General features: G+C 35.6%; 15 protein-coding genes and 3 tRNA genes. 13 read left to right on the forward strand and 5 right to left on the reverse strand.

Features of this window, described 5'->3' with window-relative positions; translation table 11 throughout:
- The first annotated feature begins 110 nt into the window (after positions 1-110).
- From GQ593_RS02005 to GQ593_RS02015, 3 genes are all read left to right on the forward strand, one after another.
- Positions 111-187: transfer RNA gene (locus GQ593_RS02005), tRNA-Asp, on the forward strand.
- Positions 188-196: 9 nt separating this feature from the next.
- A tRNA-Trp gene (locus GQ593_RS02010) sits at positions 197-272 on the forward strand.
- 132 nt (positions 273-404) lie between these two features.
- Entirely contained in the window at positions 405-743 is a 339-nt protein-coding gene (locus tag GQ593_RS02015; RefSeq protein WP_160430397.1) for a DUF413 domain-containing protein, read from the forward strand.
- 5 nt (positions 744-748) lie between these two features.
- Here GQ593_RS02015 and GQ593_RS02020 read toward each other — a convergent pair whose 3' ends face one another.
- From GQ593_RS02020 to znuC, 3 genes are all read right to left on the reverse strand, one after another.
- Positions 749-2,272, reverse strand: coding sequence for a YifB family Mg chelatase-like AAA ATPase (locus GQ593_RS02020; RefSeq protein ID WP_160430398.1), 1,524 nt, complete (start codon positions 2,270-2,272; stop codon positions 749-751).
- Positions 2,273-2,396: 124 nt separating this feature from the next.
- Positions 2,397-3,197 (reverse strand): zinc ABC transporter permease subunit ZnuB, encoded by an 801-nt coding sequence (znuB, locus tag GQ593_RS02025; RefSeq protein ID WP_160430399.1) that lies wholly within the window; start codon positions 3,195-3,197, stop codon positions 2,397-2,399.
- Positions 3,190-3,972, reverse strand: a complete 783-nt coding sequence (gene znuC, locus GQ593_RS02030) for a zinc ABC transporter ATP-binding protein ZnuC (RefSeq protein ID WP_160430400.1) — start codon at positions 3,970-3,972, stop codon at positions 3,190-3,192. The genes znuB and znuC overlap by 8 nt, the downstream gene beginning before the upstream one ends.
- 92 nt (positions 3,973-4,064) lie before the next feature.
- On the opposite strand from znuC, the gene znuA reads away from it, so the two are divergent.
- From znuA to GQ593_RS02070, 8 genes are all read left to right on the forward strand, one after another.
- Positions 4,065-5,021, forward strand: coding sequence for a zinc ABC transporter substrate-binding protein ZnuA (znuA, locus tag GQ593_RS02035; RefSeq protein ID WP_202115341.1), 957 nt, complete (start codon positions 4,065-4,067; stop codon positions 5,019-5,021).
- A gap of 28 nt (positions 5,022-5,049) precedes the next feature.
- Positions 5,050-6,399 (forward strand): murein DD-endopeptidase MepM, encoded by a 1,350-nt coding sequence (gene mepM / locus GQ593_RS02040; RefSeq protein ID WP_160430401.1) that lies wholly within the window; start codon positions 5,050-5,052, stop codon positions 6,397-6,399.
- Positions 6,400-6,529: 130 nt separating this feature from the next.
- Positions 6,530-8,863: a bifunctional glycosyl transferase/transpeptidase gene (mrcB, locus tag GQ593_RS02045; protein WP_202115342.1), complete on the forward strand. Its 2,334-nt coding sequence runs from the start codon at positions 6,530-6,532 to the stop codon at positions 8,861-8,863.
- A gap of 11 nt (positions 8,864-8,874) precedes the next feature.
- Positions 8,875-9,684, forward strand: coding sequence for a bifunctional DNA-formamidopyrimidine glycosylase/DNA-(apurinic or apyrimidinic site) lyase (mutM, locus tag GQ593_RS02050; RefSeq protein ID WP_160430402.1), 810 nt, complete (start codon positions 8,875-8,877; stop codon positions 9,682-9,684).
- A 408-nt stretch (positions 9,685-10,092) separates the two neighbouring features.
- The gene (tolB, locus tag GQ593_RS02055) at positions 10,093-11,388 is read left to right on the forward strand and encodes a Tol-Pal system beta propeller repeat protein TolB (RefSeq protein WP_442903583.1); all 1,296 of its coding nucleotides are present in this window, start codon (positions 10,093-10,095) and stop codon (positions 11,386-11,388) included.
- A gap of 168 nt (positions 11,389-11,556) precedes the next feature.
- Positions 11,557-12,036 carry a peptidoglycan-associated lipoprotein Pal gene (pal, locus tag GQ593_RS02060; RefSeq protein WP_065638856.1) on the forward strand — a complete coding sequence of 160 codons (480 nt, stop codon included), beginning with the start codon at positions 11,557-11,559 and terminating at the stop codon, positions 12,034-12,036.
- A gap of 67 nt (positions 12,037-12,103) precedes the next feature.
- Positions 12,104-12,844 (forward strand): tol-pal system protein YbgF, encoded by a 741-nt coding sequence (gene ybgF, locus GQ593_RS02065; protein ID WP_160430404.1) that lies wholly within the window; start codon positions 12,104-12,106, stop codon positions 12,842-12,844.
- A 131-nt stretch (positions 12,845-12,975) separates the two neighbouring features.
- Positions 12,976-13,051, forward strand: a tRNA-Lys gene (locus GQ593_RS02070).
- 125 nt (positions 13,052-13,176) lie between these two features.
- Here the strand turns inward: GQ593_RS02070 and pepT are convergent.
- Both pepT and GQ593_RS02080 read right to left on the reverse strand, forming a co-directional pair.
- Entirely contained in the window at positions 13,177-14,409 is a 1,233-nt protein-coding gene (gene pepT, locus GQ593_RS02075; protein WP_160430405.1) for a peptidase T, read from the reverse strand.
- A gap of 23 nt (positions 14,410-14,432) precedes the next feature.
- Positions 14,433-15,992, reverse strand: a complete 1,560-nt coding sequence (locus tag GQ593_RS02080) for an AbgT family transporter (protein ID WP_160430406.1) — start codon at positions 15,990-15,992, stop codon at positions 14,433-14,435.
- A 397-nt stretch (positions 15,993-16,389) separates the two neighbouring features.
- On the opposite strand from GQ593_RS02080, the gene GQ593_RS02085 reads away from it, so the two are divergent.
- Both GQ593_RS02085 and icd read left to right on the forward strand, forming a co-directional pair.
- Positions 16,390-18,654: an aconitate hydratase gene (locus GQ593_RS02085; protein ID WP_160430407.1), complete on the forward strand. Its 2,265-nt coding sequence runs from the start codon at positions 16,390-16,392 to the stop codon at positions 18,652-18,654.
- Between the two features lie 27 nt (positions 18,655-18,681).
- Positions 18,682-19,944 (forward strand): NADP-dependent isocitrate dehydrogenase, encoded by a 1,263-nt coding sequence (gene icd / locus GQ593_RS02090; RefSeq protein WP_160430408.1) that lies wholly within the window; start codon positions 18,682-18,684, stop codon positions 19,942-19,944.
- The last annotated feature ends 9 nt before the right edge of the window (positions 19,945-19,953 follow it).

The following is a 19,953-nucleotide window of genomic DNA, read 5'->3' on the forward strand; positions in this document are numbered from 1 at the left end:
CGAACTCAGAAGTGAAACGCCGTAGTGCCGATGGTAGTGTGGGTATTACCCATGTGAGAGTAGGGTGCCGCCAGACTTTTAAATTTTTATATATACACACCAAATTCGGTGGAGCGGTAGTTCAGTTGGTTAGAATACCTGCCTGTCACGCAGGGGGTCGCGGGTTCGAGCCCCGTCCGTTCCGCCACCTTTATTTAGGGGCGTAGTTCAATTGGTAGAGCACCGGTCTCCAAAACCGGGTGTTGGGAGTTCGAGACTCTCCGCCCCTGCCAAAAAATAATAACTTGTTCTAATTTTAGTCACTTGATCATTTCCATCTATATAAATAAAAAAATTTTGTTTACAGATTAACTTAGTTAATTATAATTCTCGCCCAAACACTTTTACAATCTAGAGGATAGAACATGGCTGAGAGTTTTGTAAGTCAACAACGCTTTTTTGATAATAAAAATTATCCAAGAGGATTTTCCCGACACGGGGATTTTACTATTAAAGAAGCTTTGATTTTAGAAAAGCATGGTTGTGCTTTTAAAGATCTTGATGCAGAAACCAGAAATCCTACTACTGCGGAAGAAAGATCATTTGTAGCTGTTTGCAAAGGTAAAAAAGAACCATCTACAGATTTTGAAAAAACGTGGCTGAAATATCTTTCTCGTATAAATAAACCAAAAAGGTTTCATACATTATCTGGTGGAAAACCGCAAGTTGATGTGAGTGATGATTTTGTAGATAGTGATGACTAATTCTTTTAACCAATATTTTTGTGTAATTGAATTAGTAATCGATCCATAGAACGATAACTCAATGCTTCTGAAATGTGTTTTCGTTCTATATTTTCTGACAAATCTAAATCAGCAATTGTGCGTGATACTTTCAATATTCGATGCCATGCCCGAGCAGAGAGTCCCAATTTTATCAGTGCCTGCTCTAAATATTCATTATTTTCATTTGATAGCTGACAATAGCATTGAATTTCATTTGTACTTAACTGACTATTTAATTTATTGTTTCTTTTAAACTGAATATTTCTTGCCTGTAAAACTCGTTGTTTTATTGTTTCAGTTGATTCTGAGGGAGTAGTTATTTTACTCAGTGTACCTTTCGGTAGTAAAGGCACCTCAATAGAAATATCAAACCTATCAAGAAAAGGTCCTGAAAGTCGATTTAAATAGCGTATAGTTTGTTGTGGTGTCGTTCTATTATGTGTTCCTTGATAATGCCCTGTTGGACTTGGATTCATAGCTGCTATTAATTGAAACTTAGCAGGAAATTTTATTTTTGCGTTTGCTCTCGAAATGATAATTTCACCCGATTCAATCGGTTCTCTTAAAGCGTCTAATACCTTTCGATTAAATTCAGGTAATTCATCTAAAAATAATACTCCATTATGTGCTAGTGAAATTTCTCCTGGTTTGGGAATTGTTCCACCGCCAACTAGTGCTGCGGTTGATGCACTATGGTGAGGTGATCTAAAAGGTCTTTTCCGCCAGTTTTTAATTGAGCCATTTGGGCTAACTAAACTGGTAATTGCTGCACTTTCAAGTGCCTCGTCATCTGACAGTTGAGGTAATAAGGATGTTAAACGAGTTGCTAACATCGTTTTCCCTGTGCCTGGAGGTCCAATTAATAATAAATTGTGACCTCCTGCTGCCGCAATTTCTAATGCTCTTTTGGCATGTTCCTGTCCTATTACGTCTTGTAGACTAGCTGAGTTATTATCAACATCATGATATTCACGATATTGTACTGTCGGTAAATCAATTTCTTTGTATAAATACTGACATAACTCTAATAAATTATTAGTAATTAATGTATTGTTTTGATGAATCAAAGATATCTCAGATTGGTTTTCAGCAGAAATTATTAAGGTACGATTCTTCTTTTGGGAAGAAATAGCAGCAGGAATCGCCCCTTTTACTGCTCTAATATTTCCTGATAATGCTAATTCACCTAGAAATTCATAATGTAATAAATTTTCTGTTGGAATTTGTTCTGTTGCGGCAAGAATGGCAATCGCTATTGGTAAATCAAAGCGGCTTCCTTCTTTGGGTAGATCTGCTGGAGATAAATTTACCGTTATTTTTTTAGCTGGAAAGGTAAAACCGCTATTAATAATGGCACTTCTAACTCGATCTTTGGCCTCTTTAACTGTTGCTTCAGGTAGACCAACTAAGACAAAGCCTGGCAAGCCATTACTAATGTGAACTTCTACGTTTATTAAGGGGGCTTGTATTCCAATAGATGCTCGCGTATAAATAATTGCTAGTGACATAGTTTCTAATTATTAATATGGTGAATTTGTATTGTAATAATATTAGAAAATATCAAGCAACTCATTAAAGCCATTTTATTAATGGGATGTGACACGCAATAAATAATACGGTTTTGCAATGATTTCAATTCTTTTTATTTAAAATGATTTTTGAAATAAATAATGATATAAAAAATAGACAAGTGTTACTTAATACTATTGAGGGACCTGTTGGCGTGTCGTAAATAAATGAAAACATCAACCCAGTAATAACTGATAACATACCGATTATTATTGCAACTAATGCCATTGTTTCGGGGGTTCTTGAATAATATTTGGCTGTTGCGGCAGGAATAATAAGCAAAGAAGTTATAATCAGGGCTCCGACAAATTTCATCGATAGACCTATTGTTAACGCTAATAATAGCGTCAAAAGTAATTTTGTGATCTGTACATTAATTCCATGGCTAAAAGCTAATTCTTCACTCACAGTAATGAATAAAATGTTATTCCATTGCCAAAATAATAAAGCACCAATAAATGCTACACAAATAATAATTTGATAAAGATCTGAATATGTTACTGATAACAGATCACCAAATAAGTATCCCATTAAATCAATACGAATATTGCTCATTAAACTAATTACTACCAAGCCAAGCGATAATGCACTATGAGCTAAAATACCAAGTAAAGTATCAATGGGAAGTTGTTTTTGAGCTTCTAACCAAATTAATCCTAAGGCGAGTAAAAGAGTTATAAAAATGACAGCATAAAATAAATTGATATTCAGTAAAAATCCAAATGCGATACCAAGTAAAGCAGCATGTGATAACGTATCACCAAAATAGGACATCCTACGCCAAACAACGAAAGTACCTAACGGTCCTGTTATACTAGTTAAGCATAATCCAGCTAATAAAGATGGTAATAGTAACTCAATCATTATTTTTCCTTTCATGGCTAGGTAAAACAATTACCTTATTTTGTTTAATAGGGGATTTGCAACAATCATGTTGGTGATTGTGATGGTGTTTATAGACAGCGATTTGTGATGCCCCATGTTGACCAAAAAGAGAAATAAATTCTGGGTCATTAGAAACAATTGCTGGCGTACCAGAGCAACAGATATGATGATTTAAACAGATTACTTCATCTGTTTTTGCCATCACTAAATGAAGATCATGAGAAACCATTAAGACACCGCAATTAAACTGATTTTTAGCATCTGCGATTAAATCATATAATAGTACCTGACCATTGACATCTACGCCTTGAGTTGGTTCATCAAGAATCAATAATTGAGGTTTCTTTGCTAAGGCTTGAGCTAGTAAAACACGCTGTAATTCACCACCCGATAATTGATGCATCGATGTGTTGATTAAATATTCAGCTTTAACCATAGATAATATGTTAAAAATATCTCCGTTATTTAAATGTTTATTTAAGCTTATAAAACGTTTAACAGTAATAGGTAGAGTTGAATTTAAGTTGATTGATTGTGGCACATAGCCAATTGTTAAATTGGGTGAACGCTTGATTGTTCCTGAAGTGTTCGGAATTAATCCCAAAATGACTTTTACTAAGGTCGATTTACCTGCACCATTAGGACCTAATAATGTAATAATTTGATTCAGATGTATTTTTAATGAAACGTCATATAATATTTTTCGATGCTCAATTTCCACCGAAACATTATCAAGCGAAATTAGTGGTGTCATATTGTCAAAAGCCTTGCCCATAAATATGTTATGTTATATTATAACAATAATTAGTTCTATTCTATCATACTTTATAAATATAGGATAATGGTGTGAAAAAATATATTTTATTAAATTGTAAACGATTAGTCTCTTTTTTAAAAATACTTGTTTCATTAGTATTTATCCAAAGCATTACTAATTATGCTAACGCGAAAATTGTTTCATCTGTAAAACCGATAGGGTTTATCGCGCAAGCCATTGCTTCAGGAGTGACCGATACTGATATTTTACTTCCTGATGGCGCCTCTCCCCATACCTATAATTTAAAGCCATCTGATTTGGCTAAACTAAAGTCAGCTGAACTTGTGATTTGGGTTGGTGAAGATATGGAAGTTTTTATGCCTACAATCCTAAAAAGTATTGATAATCAAAATCAAATTGAATTAATGACAATACCCGAGATTAAAGTGTTACTACGAACTAGTCATGATGATCATGAGCATGAAGAACATCATTCTGCTGATATTACAGCTCAAGATCACCATGGTGAATATGATGAGCATATTTGGCTTTCACCTAACATTGCTAAGATTATTGCGCAGTCAATCCATGATAGGCTTATTACCCTATATCCAGATAAAAGTGTATTGGTTGATGAAAATTTGCGCGAATTCAACATTAAGCTCGCAGAAATAGAACAAAACATTGCAAAAAAACTCATTACCGTACAAAATAGAGGGTATTTTGTGTTTCATGATGCATATGGGTATTTTGAGGCACGGTTTGGATTAAAAAAACTAGGTAGTTTTACTATAAATCCAGCAGTTCAACCCGGTGTTCAAAAGGTTTATGCTATTCAACAAGAGCTCAAAGAACACAAAGCAGTATGCGTATTTCGTGAGCCACAGTTTAGCCCTGCAGTTATTGAAAAATTAGTGGATGGAACAGATGTTCGAATTGGAGAATTAAATCCATTAGGAACAGGTATTGCTCTTTCCAAAGATGCATATTCACAATTTTTATTAAAATTAACACAGCAACTGTTGGATTGTTTAGATAGAAACTAATTTTAATAATAAATAGTTAAGGTTAATTTTGGCAAGACAAATAAAATCTCCTGATATTGAAAAAAATAATTTTAAAACTCCCTATTTTTCAATATTAGGTGTTCTTTTTATTGTTATTTTATTTACTGCTTTGTGGCGTCCACTCAATTTGGATCGAACGGTTTATGTTCCTTTAACTCCTCAAGTTGAAATTACTGTAAATAATAATTCCCACTCTCTTGCTGATGATGGCAGAGTTGAGATGGTAAATGGAAAAACGGCTACAGTTGCTGAATCATCAGATGTTCCTGAAGATGAGATCGTTAAAGATGAATTAGATGATATCGTTGATGATAAAGATAACTCAGTGCAATATACTATTGTGCGCGGCGATACTCTACATGATATTTTAATTCGCTATAATGTTAATCGAAATGATATTTATCAGTTAACGACTAAATTTAAACAACTCGCAAATTTAAGAATAGGCCAACAAATTAGCTGGACGACTGATGATAACCATAATTTGCAAACTTTTAGTTGGACAATATCAAGTAATAATATTCGAATCTATGAAAAATCGGGCGATAAATTTGTAGAAAGTTCTGAAACAGCTGAAGTAGTACCACAAGATATTGTTATAAAAGGTGATATTAAAACTAATTTTGTTGCTGATGCTCGCAAAAGTGGTCTAACCAGTAATGAAATTGGTATTATTACCCGCGCTTTACAATGGCGTTTAGATTTTCGACGATTACAAGTTGGTGACAAATTTTCAGTTGTTTTAACACGAGAAATGCATGGCAAAACTTTATCCAATAGCCAGTTGCTAGGTGTCCGTGTTAAAAATGGAACAAAAGACTATTATGCTATTTTAGCTGATGATGGTAAATATTATGACATCAACGGTAGCAGTTTATCCCAAAGCTTTTTCCGTTATCCTTTAGCAAAAAAAGCGCGTGTTTCATCTGGATTTAATCCGCGTCGTTTGCATCCAGTTACGGGACAAATAGCCCCTCATAATGGTGTTGATTTTGCGGTATCGCGTGGCACACCTGTATTATCCGTTGGTAATGGTGAAGTCGTCATTGCAAAGTATAGCGGTTCAGCAGGTAACTATATTGCTATCCGGCATGGTCGTCAGTATATGACTACTTATATGCACTTGGATAAAATTTTAGTCAAACCAGGGCAACAAGTTAAGCAAGGCGATAAAATTGGACTATCAGGAAACACAGGACGTTCCACGGGGCCTCATTTGCACTTTGAATTACATATTAATAATAAGCCTGTTAATCCGTTAACTGCAAGCTTACCTATTTCGGAAGGATTAACAGGTAAGTCGAAAAAGGCGTTTCTGGCAAAAGTTAAAAGTGTTGGATCCCAGCTCAATTTTTAAATTTATGCATTTGTTTTATACTTAAACACCTACTTACCTGAAACTTTTTTACAAAAAGAAGAGCGAGGTATCCTTAAAAAATTATGTTATCATAAGTTAATTTTATTGAATAATAAATGTTAGGTGCAGTTTGAACACATCAACTAAAACAGCAAAAAAACGATCTTCTAAAAAGCCTAAAAAAAATACAAAGCCTACACTTTGGCGACGATTCTTAACATTATTATTTAAGTTATTTCTTGTATTTGCTGCTGTGGCTATTATTTATGGTGTCTATCTCGATCAACAAATCAAAGAGCGGATTGATGGGAATGTGTGGGAATTGCCCGCTGCCGTTTATGGGCAAATTATTGATCTTGAGCCTGATAGTGAATATAGCTTAAATGATGTGATTACTATGTTAGTTGGTGCACAATATCGTCAGCAAGAGACGAAAGCTACCCGCCCAGGTGAATTTATTGTAAGACATGAGGCGATCGAAGTTTATCGTCGGCCTTTTACTTTTCCTGATGGTGAAGAGCAAGCGTTTAGAGTAAGAATCACTTTTTATGAAAATCGTATCGAACGTATTACTAATCTAGATACAGGACGTGATTTTGGATTGCTTAAGATTGATCCTAAATTAATTACCATGATGCATTCTCCAAATGGCGAACAGCGGTTATTTGTGCCATTAAAAGAATTCCCTGATTCATTGTTACAAACATTGGTAGCAACAGAAGATAAACGTTTTTACCATCATCATGGTGTAAGTTTATATTCTATTGGTCGCGCTATTTTTGTTAATTTAACAACAGGTCGTACTGAAGGTGGCAGTACACTAACTCAGCAAACGGTCAAAAATCTTTTTCTAACTAATGAACGTAGTTTAAGCCGAAAAATACGTGAGGCATATATGGCGTTGATTTTGGATGGTCGTTATAGCAAGGAGCGTATTTTAGAACTTTATTTAAATGAAGTATATTTTGGACAAGCGGGTAGTGAAGAGATCCATGGTTTTCCATTAGCTAGTCTTTACTATTTTGGTCGTCCAGTTAATGAACTTACATTGGATCAGCAAGCAGTGCTGGTTGGTATGGTAAAAGGAGCTTCGCTATATAATCCTTGGACACAGCCAAAGCAAGTTATCGAACGTCGTAATGTGGTTTTAAAACTCGCTCAGCAGCAAGGTATTATTGATGATGAGCTATATACTTTATTAAGTCAGCGCCCACTAACAGTTCTACCTAAAGGTGGTGTGATTTCACCACAACCAGCATTTATGCAAGTTGTGCGCAGCGAACTTCGAAAACAATTAGGTGATAAAGCAGATCATTTGTCTGGTATGAAGATTTTTACTACCTTTGATCCTGTGGCTCAATCCGCTGCAGAGCAAGCGGTCACTAACGAAATTGAGAAACTGCGTACATCAACCAATAAAGAATTACAAACAGCAATGGTGATTGTCAGTCGCGAGACTGGGGAAATTCGCGCAATTATTGGTAGCGCAGAGCCGCGTTATCCGGGTTATAATCGTGCTTGGTTAACTCAGCGAGCAATTGGTTCATTAGCTAAACCGTCAACTTATCTAACTGCACTTGGGCAACCCGAGCATTACCAACTTAATACTTGGCTTAACGATAATCCTTTATCGATTAAGCTTGATGGCGGGGGATATTGGGAACCGAAAAACTATGATCGTAAATTCCGCGATCGTGTTATGTTGGTCGACGCCCTAGCGCTTTCACTCAATGTACCTACTGTTAATTTAGGTATGGCATTGGGGCTTGATGCAACAAAGAATACTTTACAAGCGTTGGGCATACCCGCAGAGCGTATACCTAATTTACCATCAAGGTTACTTGGTGCTTTAGAATTAACACCATTAGAAACTGCACAGATGTTTCAAACGATAGCTAATAATGGTCAACGTTCTCCACTTTCTATTTTAAGATATGTATTGACGGATAAAGGTGAGCTTGTTTATCAACGCTATCCACAACAGCTTCAGGCCGTATCTCAACAATCGGCTTATTTAACTACTTATGCTATGCAACAAGTGGTTAATTCTGGGACATCTCGTTCATTAAAAGCTAAATACGGTTCGTTTAATTTAGCCGCTAAGACAGGTACAAGTAATGATTCTCGTGATAGCTGGTTTACAGGGATTGACGGTAAAAATGTTGCTGTTATTTGGATTGGTTTAGATGATCATTCTCCAATGAAATTGACCGGTGCAACGGGTGCTTTAAAAATTTATAGTGAATATTTACAAAATAATCCACCAAAGAAATTAGTATTACAACAACCTCAAAATATTTTTATGGTACCTATTGATAGCGATGGGCGGTGGCAATGTAATGGAAGTGGCATTCGATCTTTACCTGTATGGACGATTAATCCTCAGAGCTTATGCTCTGGCAATAACCAGTCAGTGCCTGCTCAGCAAGCGCCAACTTGGGTTACAGACCTATTGAATAATTAGGAGAGAAGAATATGCCTGAATTACCGGAAGTTGAAACAAGTCGCCGAGGCATCTTACCGTATTTAAAGGGACAAACTATAGATAAAATTATTGTTCGACAATCTAAATTACGCTGGCCAGTTGATAGGGCTATAAGTAATGCTCATGGACAAGTGATTTTAGATATAAAACGGCGTGCAAAATATTTATTATTACAGTTATCTAATAATTGGATCGTGATTCATCTAGGCATGTCAGGTAGCTTACGTATTTTACAAAATCGCCAAAAAGCAGAAAAACACGATCATATCGATCTTGTCTTAAGTAATGGTGTCATATTACGTTATACCGATCCTAGGCGTTTTGGGTCTTGGCTTTGGGCAAATTCATTAGACGAAATATCTCAATTACAACATTTAGGACCAGAGCCTTTAAGTAATGAATTTTCAGCGGAATATCTATTCGAAAAAGCCCGAAATCGACAAGTTGCCATTAAAAGCTGGATTATGGATAACCATATTGTGGTTGGAGTCGGTAATATTTACGCTTCTGAATCGTTATTTATGGCAAAAATCAATCCCAATCGTAAAGTAAAAGATTTACAATTAAATGAATTTGAAAGGTTGGTTGCTTCCATTAAACAGGTTCTTACCAAATCAATTGAACAAGGCGGAACAACACTAAAGGATTTCCTTCAGTCTGATGGCAAACCTGGATATTTTGCACAAGAGCTACAAGTTTATGGGCGCAAAGATGAACCGTGCATAATTTGTGGAATAGAAATAAAATCACAAAAAATAGGACAGCGTAATACTTTTTATTGTGAAAATTGCCAAAAATAATGGCATCTTTTTAAGCAAAATTATCGCTTTCTTATGGGCACCACCAAAATTGTATATCTTTTGATATATTCGTTCTTTTTCATGTATAAAAATATCTTTTCAAACTCTTTAAACCTTATTTAAATAGGATTAGTATAGACACTTGAAATAGAATAATTTTTTATTATTACTTTGAGTATTTTATATAGTAAAGGCATTATTATTACACAAATCTTTTTATTTTAAAGACTATGGACTTGTTACTTGATATCGGCTATCTTTCTCGCTATAAAATTGTTTATGTTTTGTAAAGTTTAGTATGTGGAGCTAGTTAACGGCAATACATTAATTTTCAAAAAATTTTTCTGTTTTTCGGTTTATGTTTAATTTAACTCAATGTTTCTTGCTTTTATTAAGGAATTTAAGATGATCAAATTCGCTTCTCGCTTTTTGACAACTTGCTTTATTTTATTTTTTACCACGATGGCTAATTCTGAGGTCAGAATTATCATTACCGATGGAGTGAGTTCTGCTAAACCAATCGCTGTTGCTCCATTTAAATGGACTGGTGGTGGAGAGCCGCCACAAATTATTGAAGATATTATTGCTTCTGATTTGCGTAACAGCGGTAAGTTCAATCCTATTGACGTTAATCAAATGCCTCAAAAACCAACCACTGCTTCAGAGGTTACTCCTGCGGTATGGAACAATCTTGGTGTTTCAGCTGTTGTAGTTGGTTCGATTCAACCTGATGCATCTGGAAAATACCTTATAAATTATCAATTAGTTGATACAGTCAACCGTCCTGGTACCGTTCTGGCACAAAACCAATTTTCTATTGAAAAACGCTGGGTTCGTTATGCGGCACATACTGCTAGTGATGAAATCTTTGAATCACTAACGGGTATTAAAGGTGCATTTAGAACGCGAATTGCTTATGTTGTTAAAACAACCAAAGGACCTTTTTCGCATGAATTAAGAGTGTCTGATTATGATGGTTATGATCAAACCACTGTTCATCGCTCTAAAGAGCCGTTAATGTCTCCTACTTGGTCACCTGATGGTAAAAAATTGGCTTATGTGACTTTTGAAGGCGGTCATTCTGCATTGGTTTTAAAAACATTAGAGAGCGGTGCTGTTCAAACAATTGCATCTTTTCCTCAACATAATGGCGCTCCGGCATTTTCTCCTGATGGTAGTAAATTAGCTTTTGCTTTATCTAAAGGGGGAAGCTTAAATTTATATATGATGGATTTAAGTAGCAAAAAAATCACGCAAATTACTTCTAGTCGTAGTAATGATACAGAACCATCTTGGATGCCGGATAATCAAACTATTGTTTACACGTCTGACCAAGCGGGTCGTCCTCAATTATATAGTATCAACATCAATACGGGGGAATCACAGAGAGTAACTTGGGATAATACGCAAAATCAGAATGCTCGAGTGTCACCTGATGGTTCTTTTATTGCTATGATCTCAACTAATAATCGTGAACAACATATTACTCGATATGATATGGATACAAAAACTTATCAACGTCTAACAGATACTTTTTTAGATGAAACGCCAAGTATTGCGCCAAACGGTACTATGATCATTTATAGTTCATCACAAGGATTAGGTACCATTTTGAATCTTGTTTCTACCGATGGTAATTTTAAAGCAAGGTTACCTGCAACCGATGGGCAAGTAAAATTCCCTGCATGGTCACCATATTTATAAGAAGAGCCTAGCATTTATACAATATTGCGATGATTAAAATTGTGTTAAGTATAAGGGCGTTATAATATATACGTCTAATCTTTCAGGTTGGTAACAAGTGTTACTTTGAAGTTGGTTAGATGTATAATATATAAGTAATAATTTATTTAAACAAAAGGAGTTAATACAATGCAATTTTCTAAATTTTTTAAAGTAGCCGCGGTTGCTTTACCATTAATCGCTGTAACTGCATGTTCGTCTAATAGCAGCCACAACGAGAGTGGTAATTTAAACGGTACTTTATCAAAAGAAGCTTTAGAGCAACTTCAAAAATTACAACAAATCAATACGGTATATTTTGATTTTGATAAATACAATGTTAAATCTGAGTATGAAACTTTATTAAATGCGCACGCTGTATTTATTCGTTCAACTAACCTAAAAGTTGTTATCGAAGGTCATGCTGATGAACGTGGTACTCCAGAATATAACATCGCCTTAGGTGAACGTCGTGCTGCAGCAGTTAAGTCATACTTACAAGGTAATGGTGCATCTGCAAGCCAAATGGAAATCGTTTCTTATGGTAAAGAAAAACCAGCTGTATTAGGTCATGATGAAGCGACTTATGCTAAAAACCGTCGCGCTGTAGTAACCTATGCTGGATATTAATTGCATTTTATAACGGCTGATTATTCAGCCGTTTTTTATTTTCTAAGTTCACGACGAGTCAAATAATATGCATAAAAAAATACTGACATTGTTTTTATTTCTTTTATTCACTGGTTACGGTTGTGCTGCGGGTAGCTCTGATATCGATCGAACCATTCAAGCCCAAGGGCAGTTGTTGATTCAAAACCAACAAAAAATTAGCGATTTACAAGCTGATGTAGATACCCTTCGTGGTCAGTTAGAAGAAACAAAATATCAACTTAATCAAATAATTGAACGTCAAAAAATGATTTTTCAGCAAATGGCTAATGGTTCTGGATTTTCATCGAATTCTAATTCTGACTCACAAGAAAATAGTTCAACACCATCTTCTGACTCGACCTCATCAAGATCTTCTTCGTCAGATTTATCAGGGTGGGGGACTTCAGGTGATGATAAAGCCGATTATAATTTTATAATGCAGTTTGTTAATGATGGTAAACAAAATAATGAGGCTATTTCCGCATTTCAAAAGTATTTAAAAACCTACCCAAAGTCTAAGTACCGAGCTAATGTTAATTATTGGCTTGGTCAACTTTCATATAGACAAAACAGAAAAGACGATGCTTCATTTTATTACGCAACCGTCGTAAAAGATTTTCCATCATCTCCGAAAGCTGCTGATAGCCTTTATAAAGTAGGATTGATTTTACTTGATAAAGGGGATGCGAAAAAAGCTAAAACTGTTTTCCAACAAGTGGTAAATAAATACCCAAAAGATAAGAATATAGTTGATCGTGCGAATAAAAAATTAGCATCGCTAAAGTGAAGTGTATAAATAACCAGCTATTGCATGAAAATGACAATAAAAGGGTTGCGTAGCCTTACAATTATAAGTATTATACCAACCCGAAATAGCTTGTAGCTTTAAGTATTAAATGTAAAGTGGTTTTGTCAAATGGGTCGTTAGCTCAGTCGGTAGAGCAGCGGACTTTTAATCCGTTGGTCGAGCGTTCGAATCGCTCACGACCCACCATTTATCTTATAAATCCTCATTACTTCATTTTTGGCTAAATCTTTTCAATGTTTACATTGCCAATAGAATAAATTCTTATATTTATCAGTATGCTCAAAAGGGAGATATCCCCCCCTCTTTTTATATTATTTATCTTTGGCGGCTAATTCGATAATTTTCATCGTTACTTCAAAAGATTTAAGAAATGATGATAATGGTAAAAACTCAAAGCACGAATGAAAGTTATGTGCACCAGTAAAGTAATTGGGTGTGGTAAGACCTCTAGCAGAAAGTGCTGAACCATCCGTTCCCCCCCGCATAGCGATCGTATTTGGCTGAATCTTGAGTTGCTCAAATGATTGATAAATTAAATCAATACTGCGACGATCATTACCCAAATAGTTAGCTATATTGCTATAAATATCGGTAATTTTACACTCAATTTTAGCCCTTGGATATTTTTGGCTAATAAAGCTCACCACTTCTTGGATATAAGCTTTACGTGCTTCATATTTAGCTAAATCAAAGTCACGAATACTCATTTTTAATGTTGTGGTACTTTGATTGCCAACAATATCATTAAACCAAAAATAACCTTCTTTACCTTCGGTATGTTCAGGTGTTTCGAAACTATCAAAACAGTTAATAATATCATTAGCTACACGGATAGGGTTGATTAAAACATTTTTTGCCGACATTGGATGAGCAGATACACCTGTAATCTCAATGGTTGCAGAGCCAGCATTGAAAGTTTCATAAACGACTTCACCTAGTTCACAACAATCGATTGTATAAGCGAAATCGGGTTTAAAGCGATTTAAATCAAGTTTCTTAGCACCATTTAAGCCTACTTCTTCATCAGGTACAAATGCCACATAAATATCGCCATGTGTAAGATTTTGTTGTTGTAATTGATCTAACATGGTCATTACAATGGCAATGGCGGCTTTATTATCAGCCCCAAGAACACTTGTACCATCCGTCACAATCAATTCATCATTAAGATACTTATTCAATTCGGGATGTTCATCAACTTTAAACCAGATATTTTTATTTTTATTCAACAGGATATCTTGACCGGTAAAGGTCACTCTTTGTGGATTAATTTTATCTGATAAGGCAACATCGACCGTATCAAGATGGGCAACATAACCGATTTTCGGTGCATTTGGATTATTGCCTGGTAGTTTAGCGGTTACAATACTATGCTCATCAAGGTGAACATCTTGTAGATTAAGCTTGATCAACTCTTGTTTGAGTAATTTGGCCAATTCTGTTTGCCCTGGGGTTGAGGGCACATGCGCACATCCAATAGCACTTTGACTTGGAATACTGACATAACGTAAAAAACGCTCAACTAATTGTTCGGTAATATTCATTATAGTGTGACTCCTTATGGTGATTAATAATTTACAGGTGGATAGACATAACCACTGTCAAAACCAATTGGTAGACCTAAGAACCAAAAGAGTAATAAGTTTACCGTTAATGCAATAAGTAGTGCGGCGGTATAAGGAATCATCATCGAACTTAATGTGCCTACACCGGTGTTTTTGCAGTATTGCTGGCAATAAGCAATAATCAAAGGATAAAAAGCAAACATAGGTGTACTGACATTGACTGCCGAGCTGATACGGTAAGCGGCTTGCGTTAATTCTGGTGAGATGCCAACTGACATAAGCATGGGTACAAAAATCGGCGCTAATATGGCCCATTTAGACGATGCTGAAGTAATTAACACATTTAACATGCTTGTTAGAATTATCACACCGAAGATTGTGACCACTGAAGGTAGATGCAATGCTTTTAAAAACTCAGCGCCGCCAATCGCAATTAATGTTCCAATTTGTGAGTGAGAAAAGACATATAGAAATTGTGCACAAAAGAACGCAAAAACAATAAATGGAATAAGAGATTTAGTGATGTTCTCCATCGCTTTGACAATATCGCGTGATGATTTAAATGCTCCGGTTATAAAACCGTGTATTAAACCAGGAATGGCGAAAAATACAAACAATAGTGGCACAATAATTTGCATAATTGGTGCTTTATTGCTTGTCATACTTCCATCAGGTGCACGTAATAAAGAGTTTTCTGGTAATAATAATAAAACCAAGCCAATAGCAATTGCTAAAAAGACCATTGAAGCGACTTTAAATGCTCGGTTCTCAACCGGTGTGATAGCTGGCGAATTGGCAATATTATCTAACTTTAAATCATTATTTAAAGGCATGGTTGCATTCAAACGAGGTTCGACGATTTTGTCGGTAACAAACCAGCAAGCTAACAATACAAAAAAGGTACCACCAAAGCTCAAGAAATAGTTACAAAGTACATTGACTTGATAAGAAGGATCGATAATTTGTGCAGCACTTTGGGTAAATCCTTGCATAATTGGATCGATAATTGACGGCGTATAACTTGAGCTAAATCCCCCAGCTAAGCCAGCGAATGAAGCAGCAATACCCGCCAGCGGATGGCGCCCGATTGCATAAAACATCATCGCTGATACAGGCATTAAAATCACATAAGCCGAGTCAGCAGCAATATGGCAAACCATACTGACAAAAATAACCGATGGTGTGACTAATTTTTTAGGGGTGATAGCCAGTAATTTTTTAAGTAGCACATGGATATAACCACTACTTTCAGCAATACCAATACCTAATGTTGCCACAATTGTGATGCCAAGCGGTGGAAAAGAGACAAAATTAGGCACCATCTTGGTAAAAAAAGTGACAAGATGATCGGGGGCCAGCATATTGACAACGACCAGTTTGCCTTGCGTAACAGGATTAATAAAATTAAAGCTCACAAAAGAGAGTAATAAAGAAGCAACAAAACAGATGATTAAAGCATAAAAAAACAGTGTGGTTACATCAGGGATCTTATTTCCAATTCGTTCAATAGTATTTAGAAAGCCGCCCGTTCTTATTGGTGACGGATTAGTTGTTTGATTCATAATAAAATTAGCTAAAATATTGTTCGGAAAAACAATGTAGCATAGATCGATCATGCAGGCAAACATGGCTTTTAGCTATTGTTTTGTTCAGATTGTTACTTAACTTGCAACTTTTTTATATTATTTTTATTTATATGATCACGCAATTTTGAATTTTCTTTAATGTGCATAATATTTAATATTTAGGTAGTATAAAAATTATACTGCCGATTGTGCTTGTTCTACGTAATTTTAATTAATTATCAAAAAGCGCGCTTCATAAAAGATTTTAATACAAGATTGCATAAAAAAATTATTAGTATATTGTAGTGAATATTAATTCACAAAAAAAGAATAAAAATTCATTTTAATTGTAAGTGAAATCTAAAAGGATAATATATGCAATAGGAGCTTAATTATGGTTTTTGATATTGATTTAATTAAACGAATTTACCAAAGTTATCCACAAAAGATTGATCTGATCCGCCAAAAAATTGGAAAACCGTTAACCTTGACGGAAAAAATCCTTTATGCACATCTAGCAGAAGGTGAAGAGATTAAGGCTTATAAACGGGGGGAGGACTATGTTAATTTTTCACCCGATCGCGTTGCTATGCAAGATGCAACTGCTCAAATGGCGCTTTTACAGCTAATGAACTCAGGTCGTAAAAGCGTTGCTGTGCCCTCAACAGTGCATTGTGATCACCTTATTCAAGCCTATAAAAATGCTCATGATGATTTAATTGTTGCAGAAAGTCATAATCAAGAAGTTTATCAATTTCTACGTGATGTATCGAATAAATATGGTATTGGATTTTGGAAGCCCGATGCAGGTATTATTCATCAAGTCGTACTTGAAAATTATGCATTTCCTGGAGGTATGATGATCGGTACTGATTCACATACGCCAAATGCTGGTGGACTTTCAATGCTCGCAATAGGGGTCGGTGGTGCAGATGCTGTTGATGTTATGGCTGGTATGCCTTGGGAATTGAAAATGCCAAAAATCATTGGCGTAAAATTGATTGGTAATCTATCAGGTTGGGTATCACCAAAAGATATTATTTTAAAACTAGCAGGCATTTTAACGGTTAAAGGCGGCACCAATTCAGTGATTGAATATTTTGGTGAAGGAACTTCAACTTTATCAGCAACAGGAAAAGCAACTATCTGTAATATGGGGGCCGAAGTCGGAGCAACAACATCAATATTCCCTTATAGTAAAAAGTCGGCTGATTATTTAACGATGACAGGGCGTCAAGAAGTGGTTGATTTAGCAAATATGTTAACGGACTGTTTCAATCCTGATGAGGCTGTTTTAGTACAACCAGAAACATACTATGATCAAGTAATAGAAATTAATCTATCTGAATTGGAGCCTTATGTTAATGGGCCTTTTACACCTGATTTAGCTTATCCTATTTCACAACTTGCTACTGCTGTCAAAGAGCATAATTACCCAGATAACATGGAGGTAGGCTTGATTGGTTCATGTACGAACTCTTCTTATCAGGACTTGATGCGTGCGGCTTCTGTGATTGATAATGCAAATCAATTAGGACTAAAGGTAAAAGCAAAATTAATCATTAACCCTGGCTCAAAACAAGTGAAATACACCTCAAAGAAAGATGGCATTTTAAGTCGCTTTGAGCAAGCTGGTGCAGCTATTATGGCTAATGCTTGCGGACCTTGTATAGGGCAATGGCGCCGTGATGAAGTAGCTGATGAACATAAAAATTCGATTGTGACATCTTTTAATCGTAACTTTGTTAAACGTAATGATGGTAGTCCAAATACTTATGCATTTATATGCTCTCCTGAAATTGTAGCTGCATTATCGATTGCAGGTAAACTTAGCTTTAATCCACTCACTGATAGTTTAATCAATGATAAAGGCCAGAAAGTAAAACTATCTGAACCAATAGGGGACGAGTTGCCTAAGCAAGGGTTTGTTGTTGATGATGCTGGTTATATAGCACCCATTGCCAATGGCAGTGCGGTTGAAGTTCATATTTCAAGTCACTCAGAGCGGCTACAACAACTTTCACCTTTTTTACCTTGGGATGGAAAAGACATTACTTCGCAACCCTTACTCATTAAAGCAACGGGTAAATGTACTACCGATCATATTTCAATGGCGGGTAAATGGCTAAAATTTCGAGGACATCTAGATAATATTTCTAATAATATGTTAATTGGCGCAGTTAATGCCTTTAATCAAAAAACTAACTCAGTCTTAGATCCGCAAACAGGTAATTATGTTGAAGTACCCATATTAGCTCGTCAGTTAAAAACTCAAGGACTAGGCTCAATTGTTGTAGCTGAAGAAAATTATGGTGAAGGTTCATCACGGGAACATGCCGCAATGGAGCCTCGCTTTTTAAATGTTAAAGCCATTGTGGTTAAATCATTTGCACGAATACATGAAACGAACCTTAAAAAACAAGGAATGTTAGCTTTAACATTTGTTAATAAAGACGATTATGACAAAATTCGTGAGGATGACAAAATTAGCATTATTGGGTTAGTCGATTTTGCACCAGATAAAGAGCTGACAATGATACTTCATCATCAAGATGGAAGCACGGACTCTTTTGCTGTTGCGCACACTTACAACCAATCTCAAATAGAATGGTTTAAAGCAGGTAGTGCTTTAAATAAGTTGAAGGAAGGATTTAACTAACTGAAAAAAGAGGGGGGAAGATACAATATGAATCAGCAAGTTTCAATTGAAAATGGACAATTAATTGTCCCAAATCATCCAACTATTCCTTTTATTGAAGGTGATGGTGTGGGTAAAGAGATTTGGAATGCTGCTCGAACAATTTTTGATAAAGCGATTGAAAAAGCTTATCAAGATAAACGTAGCATTAAATGGCAAGAAGTACTTGCTGGTGAAAAGTCATTCAACTTGAATGGTGAATGGTTACCCAAAGAAACCATGAATGCTTTTAAACAATATCTTATTGGTATCAAAGGCCCTTTAACTACGCCAGTGGGGGATGGGATTCGTTCACTCAATGTTGCTCTTCGCCAAGAGTTAGATCTTTATGTATGTCTGCGTCCTGTTCGTTGGTTCAAAGGGGTGGAATCACCAATAAAACATCCCGAAAAAGTAAGCATGACTATTTTCCGAGAAAATACTGAAGATATTTATGCTGGTATTGAATGGCTACAAGGCACACAGGAAGCTGAAAAATTTTATCAATTTTTATCACAACAAATGGGCGTTAGTAAAGTTCGTTTTCCTAAAACTTCGTCATTTGGTGTCAAACCTGTTTCAATTGAAGGATCAGAACGTTTAATTAGAGCTGCAATTAAATATGCGCTTCACCATAAATTACCCTCTGTTACCTTAGTACATAAAGGTAATATTATGAAGTTTACTGAAGGGGGATTTAAACAGTGGGGATATGCACTAGCAGAGAAAGAATTTGCTGATGCTGTTTTTACTATGAATCAATATGCAAAAATCCAAAAAACGGCTGGCACATCAGCGGCAGAACAAGCATTACAGAACGCTCAATCTTCGTCAAAATTAATTATTAAAGATGTGATTTGTGATGCATTTTTACAAAATACTTTGTTAAAACCAGAAGATTATTCTGTTGTTGCAACATTAAACCTTAATGGTGATTATGTTTCAGATCAACTTGCTGCGATGGTCGGGGGCATTGGTATTGCACCTGGCGCGAATATTAACTATCTGACAGGTCATGCTATTTTTGAAGCAACACATGGCACTGCGCCTGATATTGCAGGACAAAATCAAGCAAATCCATCATCATTATTGCTATCAGGTGTGATGATGTTTGATTATCTTGGTTGGTATGAAGTTGGGCAATTAATTACCCATGCAATGCAAAGCTTATTTCAAGAAGGTAAGGCAACAACCGATTTAGCTCGTTTTATGCAAAATGGACAATCGTTATCTACGACTGAATTTACTCAAGCAGTAATCGATAATTTATAACACAAGAGG

This window comes from Gilliamella sp. Pas-s25 (genome assembly GCF_009795885.1).
Taxonomy (GTDB): Bacteria; Pseudomonadota; Gammaproteobacteria; order Enterobacterales; family Orbaceae; genus Gilliamella.